The following is a 19,411-nucleotide window of genomic DNA, read 5'->3' as shown; positions in this document are numbered from 1 at the left end:
TCTCATCAACTATTGCCCCATGGATACAGGTACACGAACCTGCTGTAATACGGAATTCAGAACGGCCTCTGAGCTCATACTGTCCAGTCTGGATTCAGGACGAAGTACGATACGATGAGAAATTACATACGGAGCCATCGTTTTCACATCATCCGGCAGTACATAGTCTCGCTCTTGTAGGAAGGCAAAAGCTTTCACGGCCATCATAAAAGAAATGGCTGCTCTTGGGCTGGCACCTAACAATACAGACGGGTGAGTACGCGTGTGACGAACCACATCGAGCAGATAATCCATCACAGGATCTCCGATAAATACCTCTTTGATCTCCTGCTGAATCGCCGAGATTTGATCCATGTGAGTGACAGATTCAAGCCGGTCTACAGGCTGACCCGATTGATGTTGCTTCAGCAATGTTTTCTCAATATCTTTGTCAGGGTAACCCAGACTGATCTTTAACATAAAGCGATCAAGCTGTGCTTCAGGCAGCGTGTATGTTCCTTCAAAATCAATCGGATTCTGCGTTGCGCAGAGCATGAAAGGATGTGGCAGATCATACGTGTCACCATCTACGGTTACACTGCGCTCTTCCATAACTTCCAGCAAAGCCGATTGTGTTTTCGTCGTCGCACGGTTAATCTCATCCGCCAGCAAAATATTGGTCATGACCGGACCTGGTCGGAAATAAAAGCGCTCGTCCTTGGGATGAAAAACAGAAACTCCCGTAATATCACTCGGTAGAATATCAGGATTACATTGAATACGCCGGTATTCCCCGCGCATGGATTTCGACAGTGCTTTGATTAACTGTGTTTTGCCCGTTCCCGGTACGTCTTCAATCAGAACGTGTCCGCCTGCAAGCAAAGCTGTGAGTAAAAGTTGAATTTCAAAGGATTTCCCCATAATGCAGGATTCCAGATTCGAACGAACTGCAGATATGATTTGGATCGACTCTTTGCGCACAGGCATGTGGTCTAACCTCCTAAAAAAGCATACAGATTTCCTTTTATTGTACATGATCCAGGGTCACGAGTACACTCGAAGGAACTCACAATTTGTTTCCAGTCGTCCGTTTCACCGCATTTAACGCATGAATACGACAAAAAAAAGACCACGGATAATGTTCATCCGAAGCCTTATCTTATCATTGGATTCTTTAAAATTTTAACCTTTGGGCCGAACAACCAGTGCTGCGAGAAAAGAAAAGATAATCGCCGACGATATTCCCGCTGCCGTGAGATCAAAAATACCGGTAATTACGCCGATCCAGCCCTCTTTCTCAAGCTCGGTCAATGCTCCATGCACCAATGAGTTGCCAAAGCTCGTGATGGGCACCGACGCACCTGCACCTGCGAACTTCACCAGAGGATCATAAAGCCCTAATGCATCCGCTACAGCACCAGCCACTACCAGCGTACTCATCGTATGGGCTGGTGTCAGCTTCGCACCATCCATCAACAGCTGTCCGATCACACAGATCAGACCTCCAACGATAAAAGCCCAGAGAAATTGCATGTCTTTTAACCCTCCTGTTCAATAGCGACAGCATGAGCGATACATGGAATACTTTCACCCTGCTGATATGAGAGCGGAGACAGAAGCGCCCCTGTTGCAACAACAAGCACTCGCTTCAGATCACCCTTTTGCATCCGGTTCAGAATATGCCCATAAGTTACGGTAGCCGAACAACCGCAGCCGCTTCCCCCGGCAACAACTTGAGTCTGTTTCTCACGATCATAGATCATCAGTCCACAATCGTTGAAAACCGTCTGCTCCATCGGAATACCTTCCTTATGCAAAAGCTCCTTGGTAATTGGCAAACCGACAGATGCCAGATCCCCTGTAACAATCAGATCATAATACCCTGGCTCCAGTCCGGTATCTCTGAAATGAGAAATAATCGTATCTGCCGCTGCTGGCGCCATGGCTGCTCCCATATTAAACGGATCTTTGATACCGAGATCCATGATCCGTCCAATGGTCGCTTTGGTAATAACAGGGCCTTCACCCGTGCGAGAAACAACACCACAACCCGAGCCAGTAACAGTGTACTGCGCATAAGGTGGCTTCTGGGAACCATACTCCGTTGGATAACGAAATTGTTTCTCCACCGTGCAGTTATGGCTCACTGTTCCAGCGAGTACATAATCCCCGGCACCGGAATCAACAATCATGGAAGCCAGCGCTAACGTTTCCATGGAGGTAGAACAGGCTCCAAATACACCGAGATAAGGAACGCCGAGTTTTCTAGCAGCGAATGAACTGCTGATAATCTGGTTCATCAGATCGCCGCCAACAAAATAGTGCACTTCTTCCTTGGTAAGATTGGCATTCACCAATGCCAACTGAGACGCTTGTTCGAGTAATTTACGCTCTGCTTTCTCCCACGTTTTCTCACCAATCTCAAGATTGTCATAGATGTAGTCAAAATCAGAAGATAACGGCCCCTTGCCTTCATCGGGTCCTACAACTGTGGCTCTCCCGATAATTCGCGGCTGATGATCATACTCCCATGTTTGACGGCCGAGCCGTTTCATAGATGACCACCTCCGAATCCCAGAAAGGCATACACGATCCCAATAATAAACGCTGCAACAACCCCAAACACAATGACGGAGCCGGCAAGTTTAAACATATTTGCTCCAACACCGAGCACCAGCCCCTCCGCACGATGCTCCAGTGCAGCGGAACACATGGAATTCGCGAACCCGGTCACCGGAACAGCTGTGCCAGCGCCTGCCCACTGGGCGATTTTGTCGTATATACCAAGGCAAGTCAGAATAACCGAGATCAGAATCATGACCGCGACAGTAGGACTGGAAGCCTCTTTGGAAGTCATGTCCATACCAGCCATGAAGGCTTCCTGTATGGCTTGTCCAATCAAACAGACGGTTCCCCCCACAAAGAAAGCCTTGATGCAGTTTTTCAAAATCGGACGCGAAGGCTCGTGTTTTTTGGCGACCTTTTTATATTCCTTTTCATCCATCGAGAGCGATGAGGTTTTCTTTTTTCCGGTTGCAGATTGTTCTGGCAAGCATAGGACCTCCTTTATGTGAATGTTTACAGATACAGCTGCAGCTGCATGGCGATTGTGGAGCACTTCTATACATTGTTTGTTATTATCGGGAAGGTTATGTATCCGGCGAGGAACAGCATATGTTTCCAAAGAGGAACAGACAGAGGATGTATTAGGAGATCACGCCGCTTAATCTGGTTTACAGTCTTTAATGGGTTTATAAATAAAGAAGAATGATGACGAGCAAAATAAAGAGCACAATGAACAGCACCTTCTCATTACCTTCTTCAGGAGGCTTCATCTAATATCTGACTCCTTCCTCTTGCGCTTAAACGTAGTTAACAGAACCGCATGATTACTGAGGAACATGGCTGCCTTCTATAATCATATTCATGAGTGCAGCCTGGGGATTGAGACAAATGCGGATGGAGGAACGGAAAATCCCGGCTGAGCCTGCAAAATCATGCCTTAAAAACGTAATATAAACATAGACAATCATATGTACAAGCTTCATACTATAATGTGACCAGTGGTTAATAACGAGTCCTTTACACGAAAAAAGGACATCAGCCCAGTAGCCGTTCTGCTGTGAGCTCATATTCATATACATATCGACAGAGGAGTTGTTAACAAATGAATAAAAAAACGTTGGACATGTTCCGTACACTAACAGAATTCCCTTCCGCTTCCGGTTTTGAACGCGAGCTGCGCGGCTGGATGAAAGAGCAAATGTCCGCCTATACCGATGAATTTGTACAGGATCGTCTGGGCAGTCTTTTTGGTGTACTGCGCGGGGAAGAATCTGGACCTAAAGTTATGGTTGCCGGACATTTTGATGAAGTGGGTTTTATGACCTCAGGTATTACAGAAGCAGGTATGGTTAAATTTCGCCCACTGGGTGGATGGTGGAGTCAGGCTGTACTATCACAGCGTCTTCAGATCATTACACCTGAGCGCCGAATCACAGGCGTTGTCGGCTCTACACCTACTCACCTGCTGGATGAATCCCAACGCAACAAACCGGTAGATCTGAATTCGATGTATCTGGATATTGGAGCGGATGACCGGGCAGAAGCAGAATCGTGGGGTATCCGTCCGGGGATGCAAATCGTACCGATCTGTGAATTCACACCATTGGCCAATCCAAAGAAAATCATGGCAAAAGCTTGGGATAACCGTTATGGTGTTGGACTAGCCCTGGAACTCATGGAAGAACTCCACAAGGAAAAATTTCCCAATATTCTCTATTCAGGTGCAACGGTTCAAGAGGAACTGGGTCTGCGCGGAGCACGTACAGCAGCTAATCTTATTCAACCGGACATTTTCTTTGCTCTGGATTGTAGTGCTGCCAACGATATGACGGGTGACAAACAGTCCTTTGGTCATATTGGTCAAGGTGCACTGCTCCGCATACTTGACCCTGGCATGTTCACGCATCGCAGTATCGTTGAATATGTTCAGGACACGGCTTCTTCCAATCAGATTAAAATGCAGTATTTCATCTCGCCAGGCGGTACTGATGCAGGTCAGGTTCACTTGAGCGGTATTGGTGTACCTTCCACCGTAATCGGCATCTGTGGCCGATATATTCACACCTCTTCTTCCATTATTCATACGGACGATTATGATGCAGCCAAAGAGCTGATCGTAAAACTGGTGAAAGGTCTCGATCGCACAACGATGGAAACCATTATTAATAACGCTTGATCCAGGACTAGAGCAAAATTTTGTGAGCTTTAAAACTACAGAGATACCTTATCGAATCTTTTTCGGGGTATCTCTTTTTCTATTGCATATAAATAGATTGATCGTTCGAACATGTTAAGAATCAATTACATAAGATACGATAATGGAAGGTTAGTTAACTAAACATGAACCATCATCACATCAACCAGCGGGGGATCCTTGTATGGCAATGAGAAGGAATGGAAAATCAAATAAAGGTTCCAAAAAAACTAATGCCGCGAACAACCTTCTCAATGGCAATCTAAAAGGAAAACAACTTGAACTGATTGTTGCAGCATTATTGGTTAGCGGGAAATTAAGAGTGGATGCGGTCACGCTGTTTAGAGAAGCTACATTGGTTGTAGAATTAGTCGGCCAGTATAAAACACTTCAAAAGGTCGAACCCTCCAATTCAGATAAACTAGTGCAATTTTTGGATGAAACGGGCCGGGATATGACCCTGAACGATGTTATTCAGGCTTTTCAGCAGCGGGTAAATTCCTAAATGCCAAGCAAGAAAAGAGGTGGCTGTGATGTCTGAGTTTGATGGAATCGGATTTGCCGAGATGTTGATTGTACTTATTCTTATCGTTTTATTTGTGTTTGGTTCCACAGATATCGATACGCTTAGCGGTACACCTACAAAAGTCTGAGATTGCCTTTCTTCTGACATTAAAAACGCCAGTCCATAAAGATGGGCTGGCGTTTGTGTGAACTACAGAAATAAAGGTGAGAAAGCAAACCAAGCCAAAATCAGTGTTAGTATAACACAGACATTTTCCACAACTGCCCCATGCTTGGTTCCGGTACTCATCAGGTTCGCCCGGATGCGCAGCTTTAACGGCGGCAAAGGCCGTATACCCCGATTGGTCAACGAATCAGCAATCAAATGCAGAGCATAAGCGGAACCTCCAGCTACCCAAATCTCTGGGCCTTGCTGCTGTGTTGTACTATACAACAAACCTGTCCAGATGGCCGTTCCATACAAGGTATGCGTCAGCCCCCTGTGTGTCAGTGTTGTACATAACATAAGCAAACTACCTGCAATCAGATTCCACGGAGCAAAAGCCTGACCATAAAAAACCAAGCCTAATCCAATGCCAAACATCAGCACTTTACGTAGCGAGCGTGACGGCAGGAACGACACAAGCCCGATCAGTATGGCGAGCAACAAATTCCAAGGTTTTGCCTGAACATAAAAATACACAAATACAGCCGCAGGCAAAAGAATCGTCTGCAACAGCCGAATGAGGCTGCTCGGCAGTGCTTTGGATACCAGCAATGAATTCGGCTCATCAATGTCTGGCAACAATGAGCCAATCAGGGCTACCGTTACTGCGGGAGCTGTAACCTGCAATCCCATCAGCTGTAATACTGAAAGCGAAACGCCTGTACCGATAATCAGGTGGGATCTTCCCATCATGATGCAAAAACGTCCTTTCGAGAAAATAGGGAATGTAGCCAAGCCCACTACGATCATACCTCGATCCAAAAACAAGAACAATAGTTCGTATTTCTCATTTCTAAAAATATTTTTAGTTTCGTGACGGTCATCACACTTATTTTCATATGAATGATCTATCGTAATTAGTGAAATAAATCACATTTTAGTCTGGAAACGCATGGTATACTTTTTAATATAAAATATAAGAATTTAAAAATTTCGGTATTATCGTGGTATTTATCCAAGGGAGGGCTACACATATGAACGGAAATAAAGAGAAATTAGTCGTGATCGGTAATGGTATGGCCGGAATTAGCACCGTGGAACAAATTCTAAAATTAACTTCACGTTTTGATATTACGGTTTTTGGTACAGAACCTTATCCTAACTACAATCGAATTATGTTGTCCTATGTACTGGAAGGTAGCAAAACGCTGGATGACATTGTCCTTAATGATCTCCACTGGTACAAGGACTATGGCATTACGCTACACACAGGCACAACGGTTGCCCGCATTGATGCCGAGACTCGTGAAGTAGTAACCGAAGATGGACACCGCTCTCCGTATGACAAAATTATCATTGCAACGGGTTCGAGTTCTTTCATCCTCCCTGTACCCGGACATGACAAGCAGGGTGTCGTTGGTTTCCGTGATATCGCCGACTGCAATATCATGCTGGAAGCTGCAAAAGAATACAAAAAGGCAGCTGTCATCGGGGGCGGACTGCTAGGTCTGGAAGCAGCCAAAGGACTGGTACAACTCGGTATGGACGTTACCGTTGTGCATCTCATGGATGATCTGATGGAACGACAGCTGGATCCTCAGGCTTCTGCCATGTTGAAAGCTGAACTGGAACGTCAGGGAATCAAGTTCAAAATGGGCGCCCAAACTTCCGAACTGCTGGGTGGTGACCGGGTTGAAGGCATACGTTTTGCCGACGAATCTGTGCTGAATGTTGATTTTGTGGTCATGGCGGTTGGTATTAAACCTAATACAGCTGTGGCCCGCGAGAGCGGTATCGAAGTCAACCGGGGCATCATCGTGGATGACTACATGCAGACTTCACTAAAAGACGTTTACTCTGTCGGAGAATGTAATGAACATCGCGGTGTATGTTACGGGCTTGTGGCGCCATTGTTTGAACAAGGGATGATTCTTGCAAAACATATCTGCGGGGTCGAAACTGCTCCGTATGAAGGCTCGGTTGTATCCACCAAATTGAAAATTTCGGGTGTAGACGTCTTCTCTACTGGTGAATTCATTGACAGCCCGGAACATATCGTGATTTCGCAAAAGGACGACTGGAAACGAACGTACAAAAAAATTCTGCTTCGTGACAACAAAATGGTAGGTGCCGTACTCTTCGGAGACATTACCGATTCTGCCGAACTGCAGAAACTAATCAAAAACCAAACGGAAATGACGGATGAATTGTACAGTTCCCTTATGGGTACAGGTTGCGGCGGTCACAAAAAAACAACTTCTGTTGAGACCATGCCTGAAGACGAAATCGTCTGTGGATGTAATGGCGTGACCAAAGGTGCCATCGTGGATGTTATTACCAATCAGGGTCTTACTACGATTGATGAGATTAAAGCCTGCACCGGTGCAACCCGCTCTTGCGGAGGATGTAAACCGGTGGTGGAACAGATTTTACAATATGTGCTTGGAGATAGCTTCACTGCCGGGGGCAAACAGGGAATCTGCAGCTGCACATCCCTCGGACGGGATGAGATTGTTGCTGAGATCCGGGAAAAAGGCTTGCAAACGAGCAAGGAAGTCATGAACGTGCTTGGCTGGAGCCAGCCTGAGGGCTGCTCGAAATGTCGTCCGGCCATCAACTACTATCTTGGCATGATCTATCCGGACACACATGAGGATGAGAAAGAATCCCGTTTTGTCAACGAACGTATGAACGCCAACATTCAAAAAGACGGAACATACACCGTCGTACCTCGGATGTATGGCGGGGTAACAACACCAGCGGATCTAAAACGAATCGCTGACGTTTCAGTCAAATATGATATTAAGGCCGTTAAAGTTACAGGCGGTCAGCGTCTGGATCTAATTGGTGTCAAAAAAGAAGATCTGACTAAAGTATGGGCTGAACTGGATATGCCTTCAGGTTACGCCTACGCCAAATCACTTCGTACCGTTAAAACGTGTGTCGGTTCCCAATTCTGCCGCTTCGGTACACAAGATTCCATGGCAATGGGTGAAAGAATCGAACGTAAATTCGAACGTCTGGATCTGCCAGCCAAATTCAAATATGCCGTAAACGGGTGTCCTCGGAACTGTGCAGAAGCATGCACGAAGGATATCGGGATCGTTGGTAATGACGGTGGATGGGAAATCTTTATCGGTGGTAATGGCGGGATCAAAGCAAGACTTGCTGACTCGCTATGCAAAGTGAAAACCGATGATGAACTGATTGAATTGTGCGGAGCCATCATGCAATATTACCGCGAGACAGGTAATTATCTGGAACGTACTTCCGAATGGGTAGAACGTATGGGTCTGGAGCATATCCGCTCGGTTGTTGTGGATAACGTTGAGGAACGTAAAGCACTGATGGAACGGATCGAGTTTGCCCTTGAACAGGTGGAAGAACCATGGCAAAAAGCGATTCGTGATGAAGAAGGCCAAAGCAAAATGTTCCATAGCATTGAAGTTACGGCTCGTCCATAAAGAAAATCAGATTATATTGGATTCAATTAGAGAAACAAATTGATACCAAAGGAGTGGTTTACGATGACAACCAAACAAACAGGCACGTATTTCCCGGCTGGAGCTATAGATGAATTTCTTCCACGCATTGGCAGAGTTGTCGAGATCGAAGATCTTCAGCTTGCGGTATTCCGTGCTTCGGATGGCACCATCTTTGCTGCTGACAACCATAACCCCCACCCTAAGGGTGGGCCGCTGGCGGAAGGCATAGTCTCTGGACACTATCTCTATGATCCACTGTATGATTGGAAAATTGATTTGACAACAGGTCAGGTGCAAGCACCAGACAACGGTCAAGTGCAGATGTATCCGGTCAAGGTGGAGAACGACCAGGTCTGGATTGCTGTATAACCTCTGCTCTACTGTAACATTGGGGATTAAGATTGATGTTGACTAATGGGGGAAACCAAGATGTATACACCAAGTGTTGAAGGAATTATTGAAGCAGCCGTTAAAAAAAGAGACCAGATGAATGCAAGTTTGCCACGTTACATGGTTGCTGCCCTAATGGCAGGTGCATATGTGGGTCTGGGCATTATCCTGATCTTTAGTATCGGAGCTCCGTTGCTGGCAGCACATTCACCGCTGCAAACGATGCTGATGGGCATGTCCTTCGGACTCGCCTTGACGCTGGTTATCTTTGCCGGGTCGGAACTGTTCACAGGCAACAACATGTTTTTTACGATGAGCACACTTGCAGGGCGAACCACAGTAAATGAAACGCTGAAAAACTGGGGACTTGTCTTTCTCGGCAACCTGATCGGTGCCGTCCTGCTCAGCCTGCTGATTGTTGGAAGCGGCCTCTTCAAAACAGCCACCCCGGAGCATCTGCTGTTCGTTGTGTCTGCCAAAAAGATGGCTGCCCCAGTGACTGAACTCTTCTTCCGCGGCATTCTCTGTAACTGGCTCGTATGTCTGGCCATCTGGATGTCTGCCCGCTCCAAAGAAGATATTGCCAAGCTGGTTCTCATCTGGTGGTGTCTGTACGCCTTTATCGCAAGCGGATATGAGCACAGTGTAGCCAATATGACACTCCTGTCCCTGGCTTGGCTGTTGCCTAACCACCCGGATACGATTTCTCTCGCTGGCTGGTTCCATAACATGATTCCAGTCACACTTGGTAACATTATCGGTGGCGCCCTGTTTGTTGGCATGGCTTACTGGTACACTTCACCGGTACGTAAAAAAGCGTAATATTCTGATCGTTCCTATGTTTCTATCGTTTCTACTAAACATAGATTTCTAAAATGAAGAAATTTCACTGGTAATCGATCTAATCTTTATCTCACAGCCACGGGGATGCTGAATCTGATTCAGCACTCCGTGGCTTTTTGATCTTCCCTTTACAAATTTACAAATGGTGTATACATCCTTAATCTCCGGTTAACATAACAGCAGTATAGTCGATGTATTGACTACTCAAACTAGCAAAGGATGATCACTTCTATGGGAATCCATACGTACTTTCGATCGCTGAACGATCTCGAACGCATCATTCGCACCCCTGGCAAATTCAAGTTTGAAGAGCACTGTGTTTCAGCCCATTCCTGGAAAGTCGTGCAGTATGCTAAAACACTCGCCGATATCGAGGAACAGCAAGGTGTAAGTATTGATTGGAAAAAGTTGTATGAGATAACCAGCAGCCATGATTATGGTGAAATTTTCATTGGTGATATCAAAACCCCGGTCAAACATTATTCACTGGAGCTTCGTTCCATGCTGCAGCAGGTGGAAGAAGGCATGGTATCCCATTTTATTAATGAGAATATCCCGCCAGAGTTCCAAGACATTTTCCGCAGACAACTTCGCGAAGGCAAAGATAACTCCGTTGAAGGTCTTATTCTTGAAGTGGCTGACAAGATGGATCAGGTCTATGAAGCATTTGCAGAACTACAGCGCGGCAATACGGAAAAAGAATTCATTGTCATGTACCGCTACGCATTAATCAAGATCAAAAATATCGACCTCCACTGTGTCCGTTATTTCCTGAATCACATCCTGCCAGACATCATCGAAGAAGGTATTCGCTCCCCGTTTGATATCCGCCAAATAACTGAAGAAGCGTTGTCGCAATAAAAAGCTCTGCCCACCGGATGGCCTAGATCCATGGACAAAGCTTTTTTTGTTGTTTTATTGCTTTGATATGCTGGCTTTACTCTATTCTGGCGATATGTGCATTAATGATGTCATATATGAACACAAAAATCCCTCGTCTGGGCCACATGTGCATCGTTCGATAACAGAACGGTTCACAAGGGGAGACAAGGGATTTTTGCCTACTGTTGCAAAGATAACCTTTTAATCATTTAACTCTTAATCATGTGCAAGTCCGCCCACATCGGGAGGTGATGTAATATCACTACTTTGCTCCAGTGACTTGATCATTTTCAGACGTGACGTCACGATCGCGATCAGAATGACGAATATACCTGCAATGATGAACAACAAAGCGATGCCTCTACCTGGCCCTGTTCCGATAATCTGACCTACGGATGATGCCAGTGCTCCGCCCTCCATCATAAGTGGATTAAACACATGGTCTGCCAAAAATCCAGCTAAACTGTAGGCGACAATGAATCCAAGTTGGGACAAGATACCGATAATCCCCCACACTCTGCCCTGCTTTTCATTCGCTATATTATTACGCACCAACACATCTGCGCTCATATTAACAAACGGCAATGAGGAGAGGAACAAAAATCCGGCAAAGATGATAAAGTAAATATTTGTTGAAACGCCCAGCAGTGAGAAGGCCAGACCACACATGACTAATCCTGCAACCAGCACACTTGCATATTTCTTGGTCATGGTGAAAATACCGATGCACAGGCTGCTGATCAGCATACCGATTGCACTAACGGACTGAAACGTTCCCAGGGTCTTGGCATCGGTAAACGACAGCAGCATAGGACCGATAAGTGTCTCCAGAAACCCGAGATAGAAGGTAACCAACGAAATGATAATAACGAGCAGCAGTACTCCTTTATTCGTTACAACCTCTCTCCAGCCTTCCTTAATATCAGTCAACCAGTTGTGATCTTCTTTGTCTTCCCGCTCCACCTTCATGCTCTTGCGAATAACCAGCACGGCCAGAATGGCAACAAGGAACGTCGCAATGTTAATGACCATAATAACTTCAATCGTTGTGACACTAAGCAGAATACCTGCGATAATGGGTGAAAATAAAAACTTGGAGGATTCCGCAAGCTGCACAAGCCCGCTGCCTTTGGCGAACTGATCCTTATCCAGCAGGTCCGTTGCTGAGGCTTTATATGCCGGACTTTGCAGCGCCGAGAATACAGAACTGAATGCCACACCTACGTAGATATGCCATAACTGAATATCCCCCGTGAGCATAATAGACAGTATAAACACCAGTCCGGCTGCTGAGCCAAGGTCACCAATAATCATCATCGTACGACGGTCAAATCGATCGGCCAACACACCGCCAATAGGACGAAGCAGAATGTTGGGCAAAAATGTGAATAAGGTAATTAGCGCAACGCTGGTTGCTGTGTTTGTTTTTTCGAAGGCATACACCCCCAGAGAGAACGCGGTAAGTCCGATACCAATCATCGAGATCAACTGACCAAACCAGACAATTAGAAATTTACCAAACGATTTGTGAGCAGTTTGTTCCATATTTACGACTCCTTTACTTGTTAAGCTTGATGTGGAAAATACAATTCAGTTACATAGGCGAAGCTTTCATTTTCGGCACCCAGCACCCGTTCCATGATCTGGCTGAATGCTCTCACCTTCTTCTGAAACTCTCCTTCATCCCAATGAAAAATCCCCTGATCCAGCAAAAACTGCGAGGAAACCAGTAAAAACTCAATGCTCTCTTGAGGATCCGGGGTACGAAATACCCCTTCCTGAATGCCCTGTTCCACCACTTCTGCCAGGATGGGGCTTAGACGAAGTACGGTTTCGACCAAACTTTTTTGATGCATCTCCACATTTTGCACACTGTGCAGTTGCTCGATTACTCCAAGCTTTCGATCGTCGGGCTGATTCTGGGCCATAATAATGCGGAAAATTTTATCATGTGCACTGAGTTTGGGATCTGCGACCACACGTCTCGCCGCAGCTTCGCCGCTCATAATAAAACGCATAACGATGGCATGCATGACCTCCTCTTTAGACTGGAAGTAATAATAAAATGTGCCTTTGGCAATGTCACAGGCTTGGAGGATATCCATAATCGTTGCTTTGGTGTACCCTTTGGTCACGAACAGAATTTCGGCCGCATTCAAAATTTCATTTCTGCGTTCCTCCGGATTTTTCATCAATCTCATATTCTGTCCTCCATTACCTCTCGACCGACTGTCGGTCTATTTTAGTCATGAAGCTCTAAGTTTAGAACCCCATTTCCGTTAACCATTGGGCCAATCGACTCTCTCTCGACTTCAGATCCTGTTTATCCTTGTCATACTTTCCGATGTTTTTATCCGCAACCAGATTGCCGTCCATCATAAACAGCACTCGTTCCGAGCGGGCGGCAACTTTAACATCGTGCGTTACGAGTAGAACCGTAGTTCCTGCTGCATTAATATCACCGAGAATATCCATAATCTCGTGTGTAGATTTGGAATTCAATGCTCCCGTCGGCTCATCTCCGAACAGAATGTCCGGATTATTGATCAGTGCCCGGCAGATCGCGATCCGTTGCAGTTGTCCACCCGAAGCTTGGGTAATGTTGTGCTGAGCCAGCTCGTCGATCCCCATTTTTTTCATTAATGACATTGCACGGTTGTTGATGGTGTCCCGGTTGCTGTTATTGGCCAAATAAGCGGAAAGAATAATATTGTCCAGCAGATTTAAATTTTTGAGCAGATGGATATTTTGAAAAATAAAACCCATTTTGGTCAAGCGCAGACTCGCCAGCTCTTTCTCTGGAAACGCTGATATTTGCTTGCCATTAAAGAAAACACTGCCTGTGCTGATCTGATCCATGCCGCTGATGTTATAGAGCAAGGTCGATTTGCCCGAACCGGACGGGCCCATGATGGAAACAAACTCTCCTTTTTTTAGCTGGAGATTGATATCTTTCAGAATACGCTGTTCTTCATTCTCGCCAATTGCTACCGATTTATTCACATCTTTTGCTTCAAGTATCGTTGTCATGGTTATGCCTCCCTATTCCACAATCATTTTCGAAATGCTAGTTTCCCGAATCGACTGAATGCTAATCCACGCTGTAATAATAATCGTTCCTGCCAGCAGCAATGGACAGAGCACATACGCCTGCATCGGATCAACCACAAACACGATATCCGAAGCGCCAAACGAGGACATTATAGCGCTAACCAGCTTCGGCCCAAGTGTGTTCGACAGGATTGTACCTGCTGCCACACCCACAATAAGGATGGCGAGTGACATCACAACATACTTCAGCTTGATCTTGGATAAAGCAAAACCGAGACTTCGTAATACAGCAATATCATTGTTATCTTTGGCAACCATCATCTGCAGGAACAGTGAAGTGATCAGAATTGATATGAATACACCAATTGTCAGTGCAAGTGTAGTCACCAGTTTCAATTGCTGAATCGTGCCACCAAGCGTTTGACTTAAGTATCCTTGGAGATCGGTTACGCGCGCTGGCGAGAAGTCTTTCTCATACGATGCAATTTTGGCAGCCATTACACCACGGTCTTTCAGATCCAAACTGACTACATACCACAGCACACTTTCTTTGTTGTAAGGTAACAGCGCCTTCGCTGTTTTTCCGCCATTCGTAACATCCTGATAGATGCCGCTGACGGTCATCCCCTGATCTTTACCACTCACCTGTAAGGTCAGCTGATCCCCTGTTTTCAGTTTGAGTTCACCACTGTTTGCATCCGAGAGAGCAATCTCGCGATCAGTCGCCGGGGCTTTTCCACTCAGATAAGATAAAGGAAAGATGCTGAAATCTCCGCTCTCTACGCTAAGATTATCGTAACTGCCTTCTGCATTACGGATCTTGAACTGGCTCGTTACGAGAGGTGAATACTTTTGAACTTCTGGATCGTTTTTAATCTGGGTAACCAGATTAGCATAACGCTGCTCTACATCATCGCTATGCCTAAGATCGATTCGAATATCACTTTGCCCTACACCCATATAAGATATGAAGCTTGGAGCCTGTAGTGTGTTTAAAAAGTTAAGTGGCACAATCATAATAAATGAGCTGACAATGAACACAAATAATAACAAACGGAACATTTTGACACGCTGCAACACTTCCTTGAGCCCGAGAAAAACAGGGACGGAAGACCATCGATTACGTGACAGACTTAACCGATTCCGAATGATCTGTGTATCGCCCAGACTGCCGGTACGAAGGGCTTCCACAGCAGAGATGGAACGAAAACGTCGCAGCACCGTCCGGCAAAACAGGACAACCATCGCGAAGATTAAGCCTGCTGCGAGCAAAGGAATGGCGAAATGCAGCAATGTTGCCGGGGCTTTTCCCATATAAAGCATAATGTTGGATACAAAAAGTTGGTTCACTCCGAGGGAAGCCACGTATCCAAGTATGGAGGCCACCCCTGCCATAAACACATATTTGGCAAGATAGAGCTGCTTGATATCTTTCTCCGCGATCCCGATAGCTTTCATTACACTAATCTCGCGGTAATCTTCCTCGATGGTCGCGAGCATGGTAAAACGAATACACAGCATCGCAATGAGAATCAGCACCAGGCTGACCAAAATAATGACAGCCGCGATAATTCCATCTGTCATCGCATTAAGCAATTGGAACAAACCATATGTCACCACCGGGCCAGCGTTAGGAAGCCCTGCATTTTGATAAGCTTGCGTAAATTCGCTGGTTTTGGAAGGATCATGCAGACGAAATTCGATCAGATACTCCATCTCGCCTACGCCCTGCTTTAATTGCTGCAAATCACTTGGACTTACGATAAATCGCTTGGAGTGAACTACGGACGGATTCATCTGCGCATCACGCACAAAATCAACAATGGTGTACGAACGCTCAAAAGCCCCATTATTGATCCGAACCTGATCACCGATATTTAATTTGTTTCGCTGCAAATAGTACACAGGCACAGCAATTTCACCATCACGAACCTGGATAATCTCACTGTTCAGATTAAGCAGATAGTCGAATTCCTGATTTTGTGTAACAAGGTCAATATCCATGACCGTGTTTTTTTCCGACTCCGCCCCGATGTAAAGGTTGGCTCCATTGATGTTAACCATCTCGACAATCTGATGCTGCTCAACCATTGCATTACCTTCGGCCCATGTGTTCACTTTGGCCTGATCTAGTTCTCCAGAGTGCATTTGCACAAAATGCGGTGTCTTTGATTCAGAGAACAGGTATTGAATGGAACTTGTCAGTTCCATGATCATTCGAGAACCGGAAGATACCAGCAATGCGGCAAGCATTACAAAGATAAACAGCGCAGCCGTAATTCCTTTTTTCCTCATTAAGTCGTTTCTCAGCATTCTCAGCAGCATAAACAAACATGGCTCCTCTCATCTACTCTACTATGTTTAGTCGTTCTAATTCTGGAGTCATAAAGCTTGTCAGGTAATGCGCCACCGTTGAAGGTAGATGCATGATAAACATGTGTGTACCTTCTCTAATGGTCTGAAGCTTCATCGGTACATTGAAATATCGTTCCCACTTTAACGCCGACTGCAGGGGAACGGCAGTGTCCCGTTCTCCCCACAGATACAGCACTGGCAGTGAAAGAGGCTGACATTCAAGTGTTGCTGCGGATTCAAGCATTCGAAAATCCGCCCGAATTACAGGCATGAAATACTGCAAAAGTTCTTTTTCGTGGATGAGATCTCTGGGTAGACCGTCATAGGAAAAGAGGTGATCGATCAGATGCTCATCAGACATCTGGTCGTAACGGTTCATTCCACATTCGGCAGGCGTGTTGCAGGCGGATAACACAAGCCGCAATGTCTTCGCTACATCTGGAAGTTCCTGTTGTAACCGCTGGGCAACATAATAAGCTGTAATTCCTCCCAGACTATGCCCAAACAACATTGCGCCAGGTTGGATGACAGGCAGCAGTTCGTTCGTGTAGAGGTCTACAAGCAGCCGCATATGTTGCAGAGGCTTTTCAGCGTTCATCCCGTGACCGGGAGGTGTGAATGCCCATATTTCCGTATCTGGAAAGTGAGATACTAAAGGATAAAAATTCTGGGCATACCCACCCAGATAAGGAAAACAGATCACCTGCCTGTTCCCCCTGCCCTTTTGCAGTCGTTCAAGATAAGTCTGTGCCATCACTCCATCACCACCGTTAATTGCTATTTCGTGTCCAGAACATATGCAGGAAAAGTCTGGAGCGTTGTGTCTACTTTTTTACGCTTAAAGATAATATGAATAATAATTGCCGATGTTACGAAGAAGAAAAACTGCATGATCTGTACTTGCGGATTAAAGTAATACAGATCGATTTGACTTCCAGTAGCCACAAGCCAAAATGCCAAAAGGTAAAATAACAGCGTGCCTTTGGTAGCATTGAAGATGTAACTCTGAAATACGATAAATGCCATAAGTTGCACCACGTAGTATATGTATGTGGTTGAGGTGCCGAAAGATGAAATCAGATAACCCGGAAGCACCCATAGTCCAAACAGGAGTCCTGTAATCAGACCACTTGTTACATTGTTTTTTAACTTGCCTTGCAGGAACGGAAGTAAAAATCCAATCCATCCAAACAACCCGCCGATGAGTCCGGTCTCTTTGAACAAGTTCAAAATGCCGAGCCAGATCATTTCCGGTACACTATATGTCAGATCAGGGACCGGTATGCCGAACAGCAGAGAACCAAAATGCATCGATGAAGCAAATACGACGGAAATCCCGATAATCACAGGGATCCAGAACAGATCCTTTTTGCGTGGAACCAGCTTCAGGAACATGCCTTTCAGCGCGTCTTTTCCTCCCATTAAATAACATGTAATTAATCCGGCAATGGAAGGAGAGTACAAAGCAACCATAGCTAGTGGATGCATCAGGTGCAGCTCACCTGTGATTGGCACAATGAAATCAGGAAAGAACATGAACAAGCTGGCAATACCGTAGCAAGTACCGAAGGACATCGCCAGGAACAGATACATATACTTATTGGAAGGACTGGCTGCCGGGCTCGCGATCGGACGCACCGATGGCTGATTTGCTGAAATCATCGTGCCACCTCCTTCGCAGCAAGCTTTCTCTCAATGAGATCATGCAACCGGTTAATCGTACTGAAATTAGCCAAGTCCAGATCGTCATTTCCGATCTCAATCTGGAATCTGCGCTCTACAAAATCCACCAAACGCATGGCAAAGAGTGAATTGACAAATCTCATTTCAAAATAGTTATCGTTGTCACTAATTTGAGCATCCTCATGTTCCATGGTGAGGTTGTTTCCAATAAACTCTCGAATTTCCTGACGATAATCCAATTTCCTTCCCCCTTGTTATTGATGTTGTCTTTCAGGCACACAAACTTCAATATAGTCTGGAAACTCCACAACCTGCTTCAAATCATGCGAAAAGACGATCTTTCCATCAGGTTCTGCAGACAGTTGTGTAAAACCAGCAAAACGATAGCTGATGTTCATCATCCGGTTTCTGCCGGTGTCTCTGAAATCAGCAAGCATCTTCTTGCCCTGTTGCTGTGCTTCACGCATGATATAAGTAAGCAGTACACTTCCTGCTCCTCTTGACATGACTCGGCACGACATCAGTAACATGTTCAGTCTCCATATATCCGGCTGCTTATGAATAAGCGCAAGCCCGATCTTTCCATATGTTCCGTACTTGTCTTCAAGTTCACACACCAATAGCAAGTGATCCTGCGAAGTCATCAACTGATGTAACTCCTCATAACTGTAGGTGATCCCTGTAGCATTCAACTGATTCGTTCGAACCGTTAGTTCTTCAGCTCGCTGAAGATCATCCTCTGTCGCTTCATAGATGGTAAACTTCATACCAAGTGAAGCCAGAAACTTCTCCGAAGGACCTTCATACTGCTCTTCAGCCTGCTTTCGAAGTGTATCTGCCTGATACATCTGCCTTCTGCGGGAAGAGTCTGCTGTAATAAATCGAGGCATCAGTCTCGGATCATCCAGCATCGTCTCATATTGATCTGCATGAAGAACATGGATGTCGGCATGTACACTCTTCACTTCCTCCAGTTCAAAAGGTTGGTCGTCTACAAACAAGATGGCATCCATTCCGATATTGATGTTTTGCTGAATACGCCCAACGGATATGGACTTCGCATCCCAATGGATCTCGGGGTATAAAAAATACTCGGCAATGCCCAATTCGGTAAGTTTGGCCCAGGCCAGTTCTGCATCATTTTTACTGGCGATGGAGTGCAGTATGCCACGGCGGTCTAATTGTTCAATCACCTCCTTCATGCGCGCCTTCAGCTGCACATCCCCCGATTCAAGCAAAACTCCATCCCAGATCGTGTGATCTAGATCCCATACGATACATTTGATATCTTTTATCTGCTCCACGGACATGCCT

The 19,411-nt window shown here is 45.6% G+C and carries 19 protein-coding genes; 6 read left to right on the top strand and 13 right to left on the bottom strand.

All coding sequences use genetic code 11. The features are described from left to right. Positions 1–9: 9 nt before the first annotated feature. From ACR8BL_RS24985 to spoVAC, 4 genes are all read right to left on the bottom strand, one after another. Positions 10–966, bottom strand: a complete 957-nt coding sequence (locus ACR8BL_RS24985; RefSeq protein WP_434750040.1) for an AAA family ATPase — start codon at positions 964–966, stop codon at positions 10–12. A 195-nt stretch (positions 967–1,161) separates the two neighbouring features. Continuing rightward, positions 1,162–1,512 (bottom strand): stage V sporulation protein AE, encoded by a 351-nt coding sequence (gene spoVAE / locus ACR8BL_RS24980; protein ID WP_434750039.1) that lies wholly within the window; start codon positions 1,510–1,512, stop codon positions 1,162–1,164. Positions 1,513–1,517: 5 nt separating this feature from the next. After that, positions 1,518–2,534, bottom strand: coding sequence for a stage V sporulation protein AD (gene spoVAD / locus ACR8BL_RS24975; RefSeq protein WP_434750038.1), 1,017 nt, complete (start codon positions 2,532–2,534; stop codon positions 1,518–1,520). Further along, a complete protein-coding gene (gene spoVAC / locus ACR8BL_RS24970; protein ID WP_434753243.1) occupies positions 2,531–2,983 on the bottom strand; it encodes a stage V sporulation protein AC in 453 nt (150 codons plus the stop codon). The genes spoVAD and spoVAC overlap by 4 nt, the downstream gene beginning before the upstream one ends. 663 nt (positions 2,984–3,646) lie before the next feature. Here spoVAC and ACR8BL_RS24965 point away from each other — a divergent pair. After that, complete coding sequence (locus ACR8BL_RS24965; RefSeq protein WP_434750037.1) at positions 3,647–4,720, top strand: M42 family metallopeptidase; 1,074 nt, start codon at positions 3,647–3,649, stop codon at positions 4,718–4,720. A gap of 202 nt (positions 4,721–4,922) precedes the next feature. After that, entirely contained in the window at positions 4,923–5,243 is a 321-nt protein-coding gene (locus ACR8BL_RS24960) for a hypothetical protein (RefSeq protein ID WP_434750036.1), read from the top strand. Positions 5,244–5,453: 210 nt separating this feature from the next. Here ACR8BL_RS24960 and ACR8BL_RS24955 read toward each other — a convergent pair whose 3' ends face one another. Next, positions 5,454–6,161 (bottom strand): metal-dependent hydrolase, encoded by a 708-nt coding sequence (locus ACR8BL_RS24955; protein ID WP_434750035.1) that lies wholly within the window; start codon positions 6,159–6,161, stop codon positions 5,454–5,456. A 281-nt stretch (positions 6,162–6,442) separates the two neighbouring features. On the opposite strand from ACR8BL_RS24955, the gene nirB reads away from it, so the two are divergent. The 4 genes from nirB (at position 6,443) to ACR8BL_RS24935 (ending at position 10,987) form a co-directional block, all read left to right on the top strand. Next, positions 6,443–8,872 (top strand): nitrite reductase large subunit NirB, encoded by a 2,430-nt coding sequence (nirB, locus tag ACR8BL_RS24950; RefSeq protein ID WP_434750034.1) that lies wholly within the window; start codon positions 6,443–6,445, stop codon positions 8,870–8,872. A gap of 63 nt (positions 8,873–8,935) precedes the next feature. After that, on the top strand, positions 8,936–9,262 hold the full coding sequence (nirD, locus tag ACR8BL_RS24945) for a nitrite reductase small subunit NirD (protein ID WP_154887965.1): 327 nt from the start codon (positions 8,936–8,938) through the stop codon (positions 9,260–9,262). Positions 9,263–9,322: 60 nt separating this feature from the next. Further along, positions 9,323–10,105 (top strand): formate/nitrite transporter family protein, encoded by a 783-nt coding sequence (locus ACR8BL_RS24940; protein ID WP_434750033.1) that lies wholly within the window; start codon positions 9,323–9,325, stop codon positions 10,103–10,105. Positions 10,106–10,357: 252 nt separating this feature from the next. Then, a complete protein-coding gene (locus ACR8BL_RS24935) occupies positions 10,358–10,987 on the top strand; it encodes a YfbR-like 5'-deoxynucleotidase (protein ID WP_434750032.1) in 630 nt (209 codons plus the stop codon). Positions 10,988–11,224: 237 nt separating this feature from the next. On the opposite strand, the gene ACR8BL_RS24930 is transcribed toward ACR8BL_RS24935, so the two are convergent. The 8 genes from ACR8BL_RS24930 to ACR8BL_RS24895 form a co-directional block, all read right to left on the bottom strand. Then, positions 11,225–12,553 (bottom strand): MFS transporter, encoded by a 1,329-nt coding sequence (locus ACR8BL_RS24930; protein ID WP_434750031.1) that lies wholly within the window; start codon positions 12,551–12,553, stop codon positions 11,225–11,227. 20 nt (positions 12,554–12,573) lie between these two features. Beyond that, entirely contained in the window at positions 12,574–13,209 is a 636-nt protein-coding gene (locus ACR8BL_RS24925; RefSeq protein WP_434750030.1) for a TetR/AcrR family transcriptional regulator, read from the bottom strand. 61 nt (positions 13,210–13,270) lie between these two features. After that, positions 13,271–14,038, bottom strand: coding sequence for an ABC transporter ATP-binding protein (locus tag ACR8BL_RS24920; RefSeq protein WP_434750029.1), 768 nt, complete (start codon positions 14,036–14,038; stop codon positions 13,271–13,273). Positions 14,039–14,050: 12 nt separating this feature from the next. Beyond that, the gene (locus ACR8BL_RS24915; protein ID WP_434750028.1) at positions 14,051–16,372 is read right to left on the bottom strand and encodes an ABC transporter permease; all 2,322 of its coding nucleotides are present in this window, start codon (positions 16,370–16,372) and stop codon (positions 14,051–14,053) included. A gap of 34 nt (positions 16,373–16,406) precedes the next feature. Continuing rightward, complete coding sequence (locus tag ACR8BL_RS24910; protein WP_434750027.1) at positions 16,407–17,168, bottom strand: thioesterase II family protein; 762 nt, start codon at positions 17,166–17,168, stop codon at positions 16,407–16,409. A gap of 23 nt (positions 17,169–17,191) precedes the next feature. Then, complete coding sequence (locus tag ACR8BL_RS24905; protein ID WP_434750026.1) at positions 17,192–18,076, bottom strand: hypothetical protein; 885 nt, start codon at positions 18,074–18,076, stop codon at positions 17,192–17,194. Next, the gene (locus tag ACR8BL_RS24900; RefSeq protein WP_090914983.1) at positions 18,073–18,336 is read right to left on the bottom strand and encodes an acyl carrier protein; all 264 of its coding nucleotides are present in this window, start codon (positions 18,334–18,336) and stop codon (positions 18,073–18,075) included. Before ACR8BL_RS24900 ends, ACR8BL_RS24905 begins: the two co-directional genes overlap by 4 nt. Before the next feature lie 15 nt (positions 18,337–18,351). Then, complete coding sequence (locus ACR8BL_RS24895) at positions 18,352–19,407, bottom strand: HAD-IIIC family phosphatase (protein ID WP_434750025.1); 1,056 nt, start codon at positions 19,405–19,407, stop codon at positions 18,352–18,354. Between the last annotated feature and the right edge of the window lie 4 nt (positions 19,408–19,411).

The organism is Paenibacillus amylolyticus (assembly GCF_051136285.1).
Taxonomy (GTDB): domain Bacteria; phylum Bacillota; class Bacilli; order Paenibacillales; family Paenibacillaceae; genus Paenibacillus; species Paenibacillus amylolyticus_F.
The sequence above is the reverse complement of the archived record's forward strand: the minus strand, read 5'-3'. Positions and strand labels throughout refer to the sequence as shown.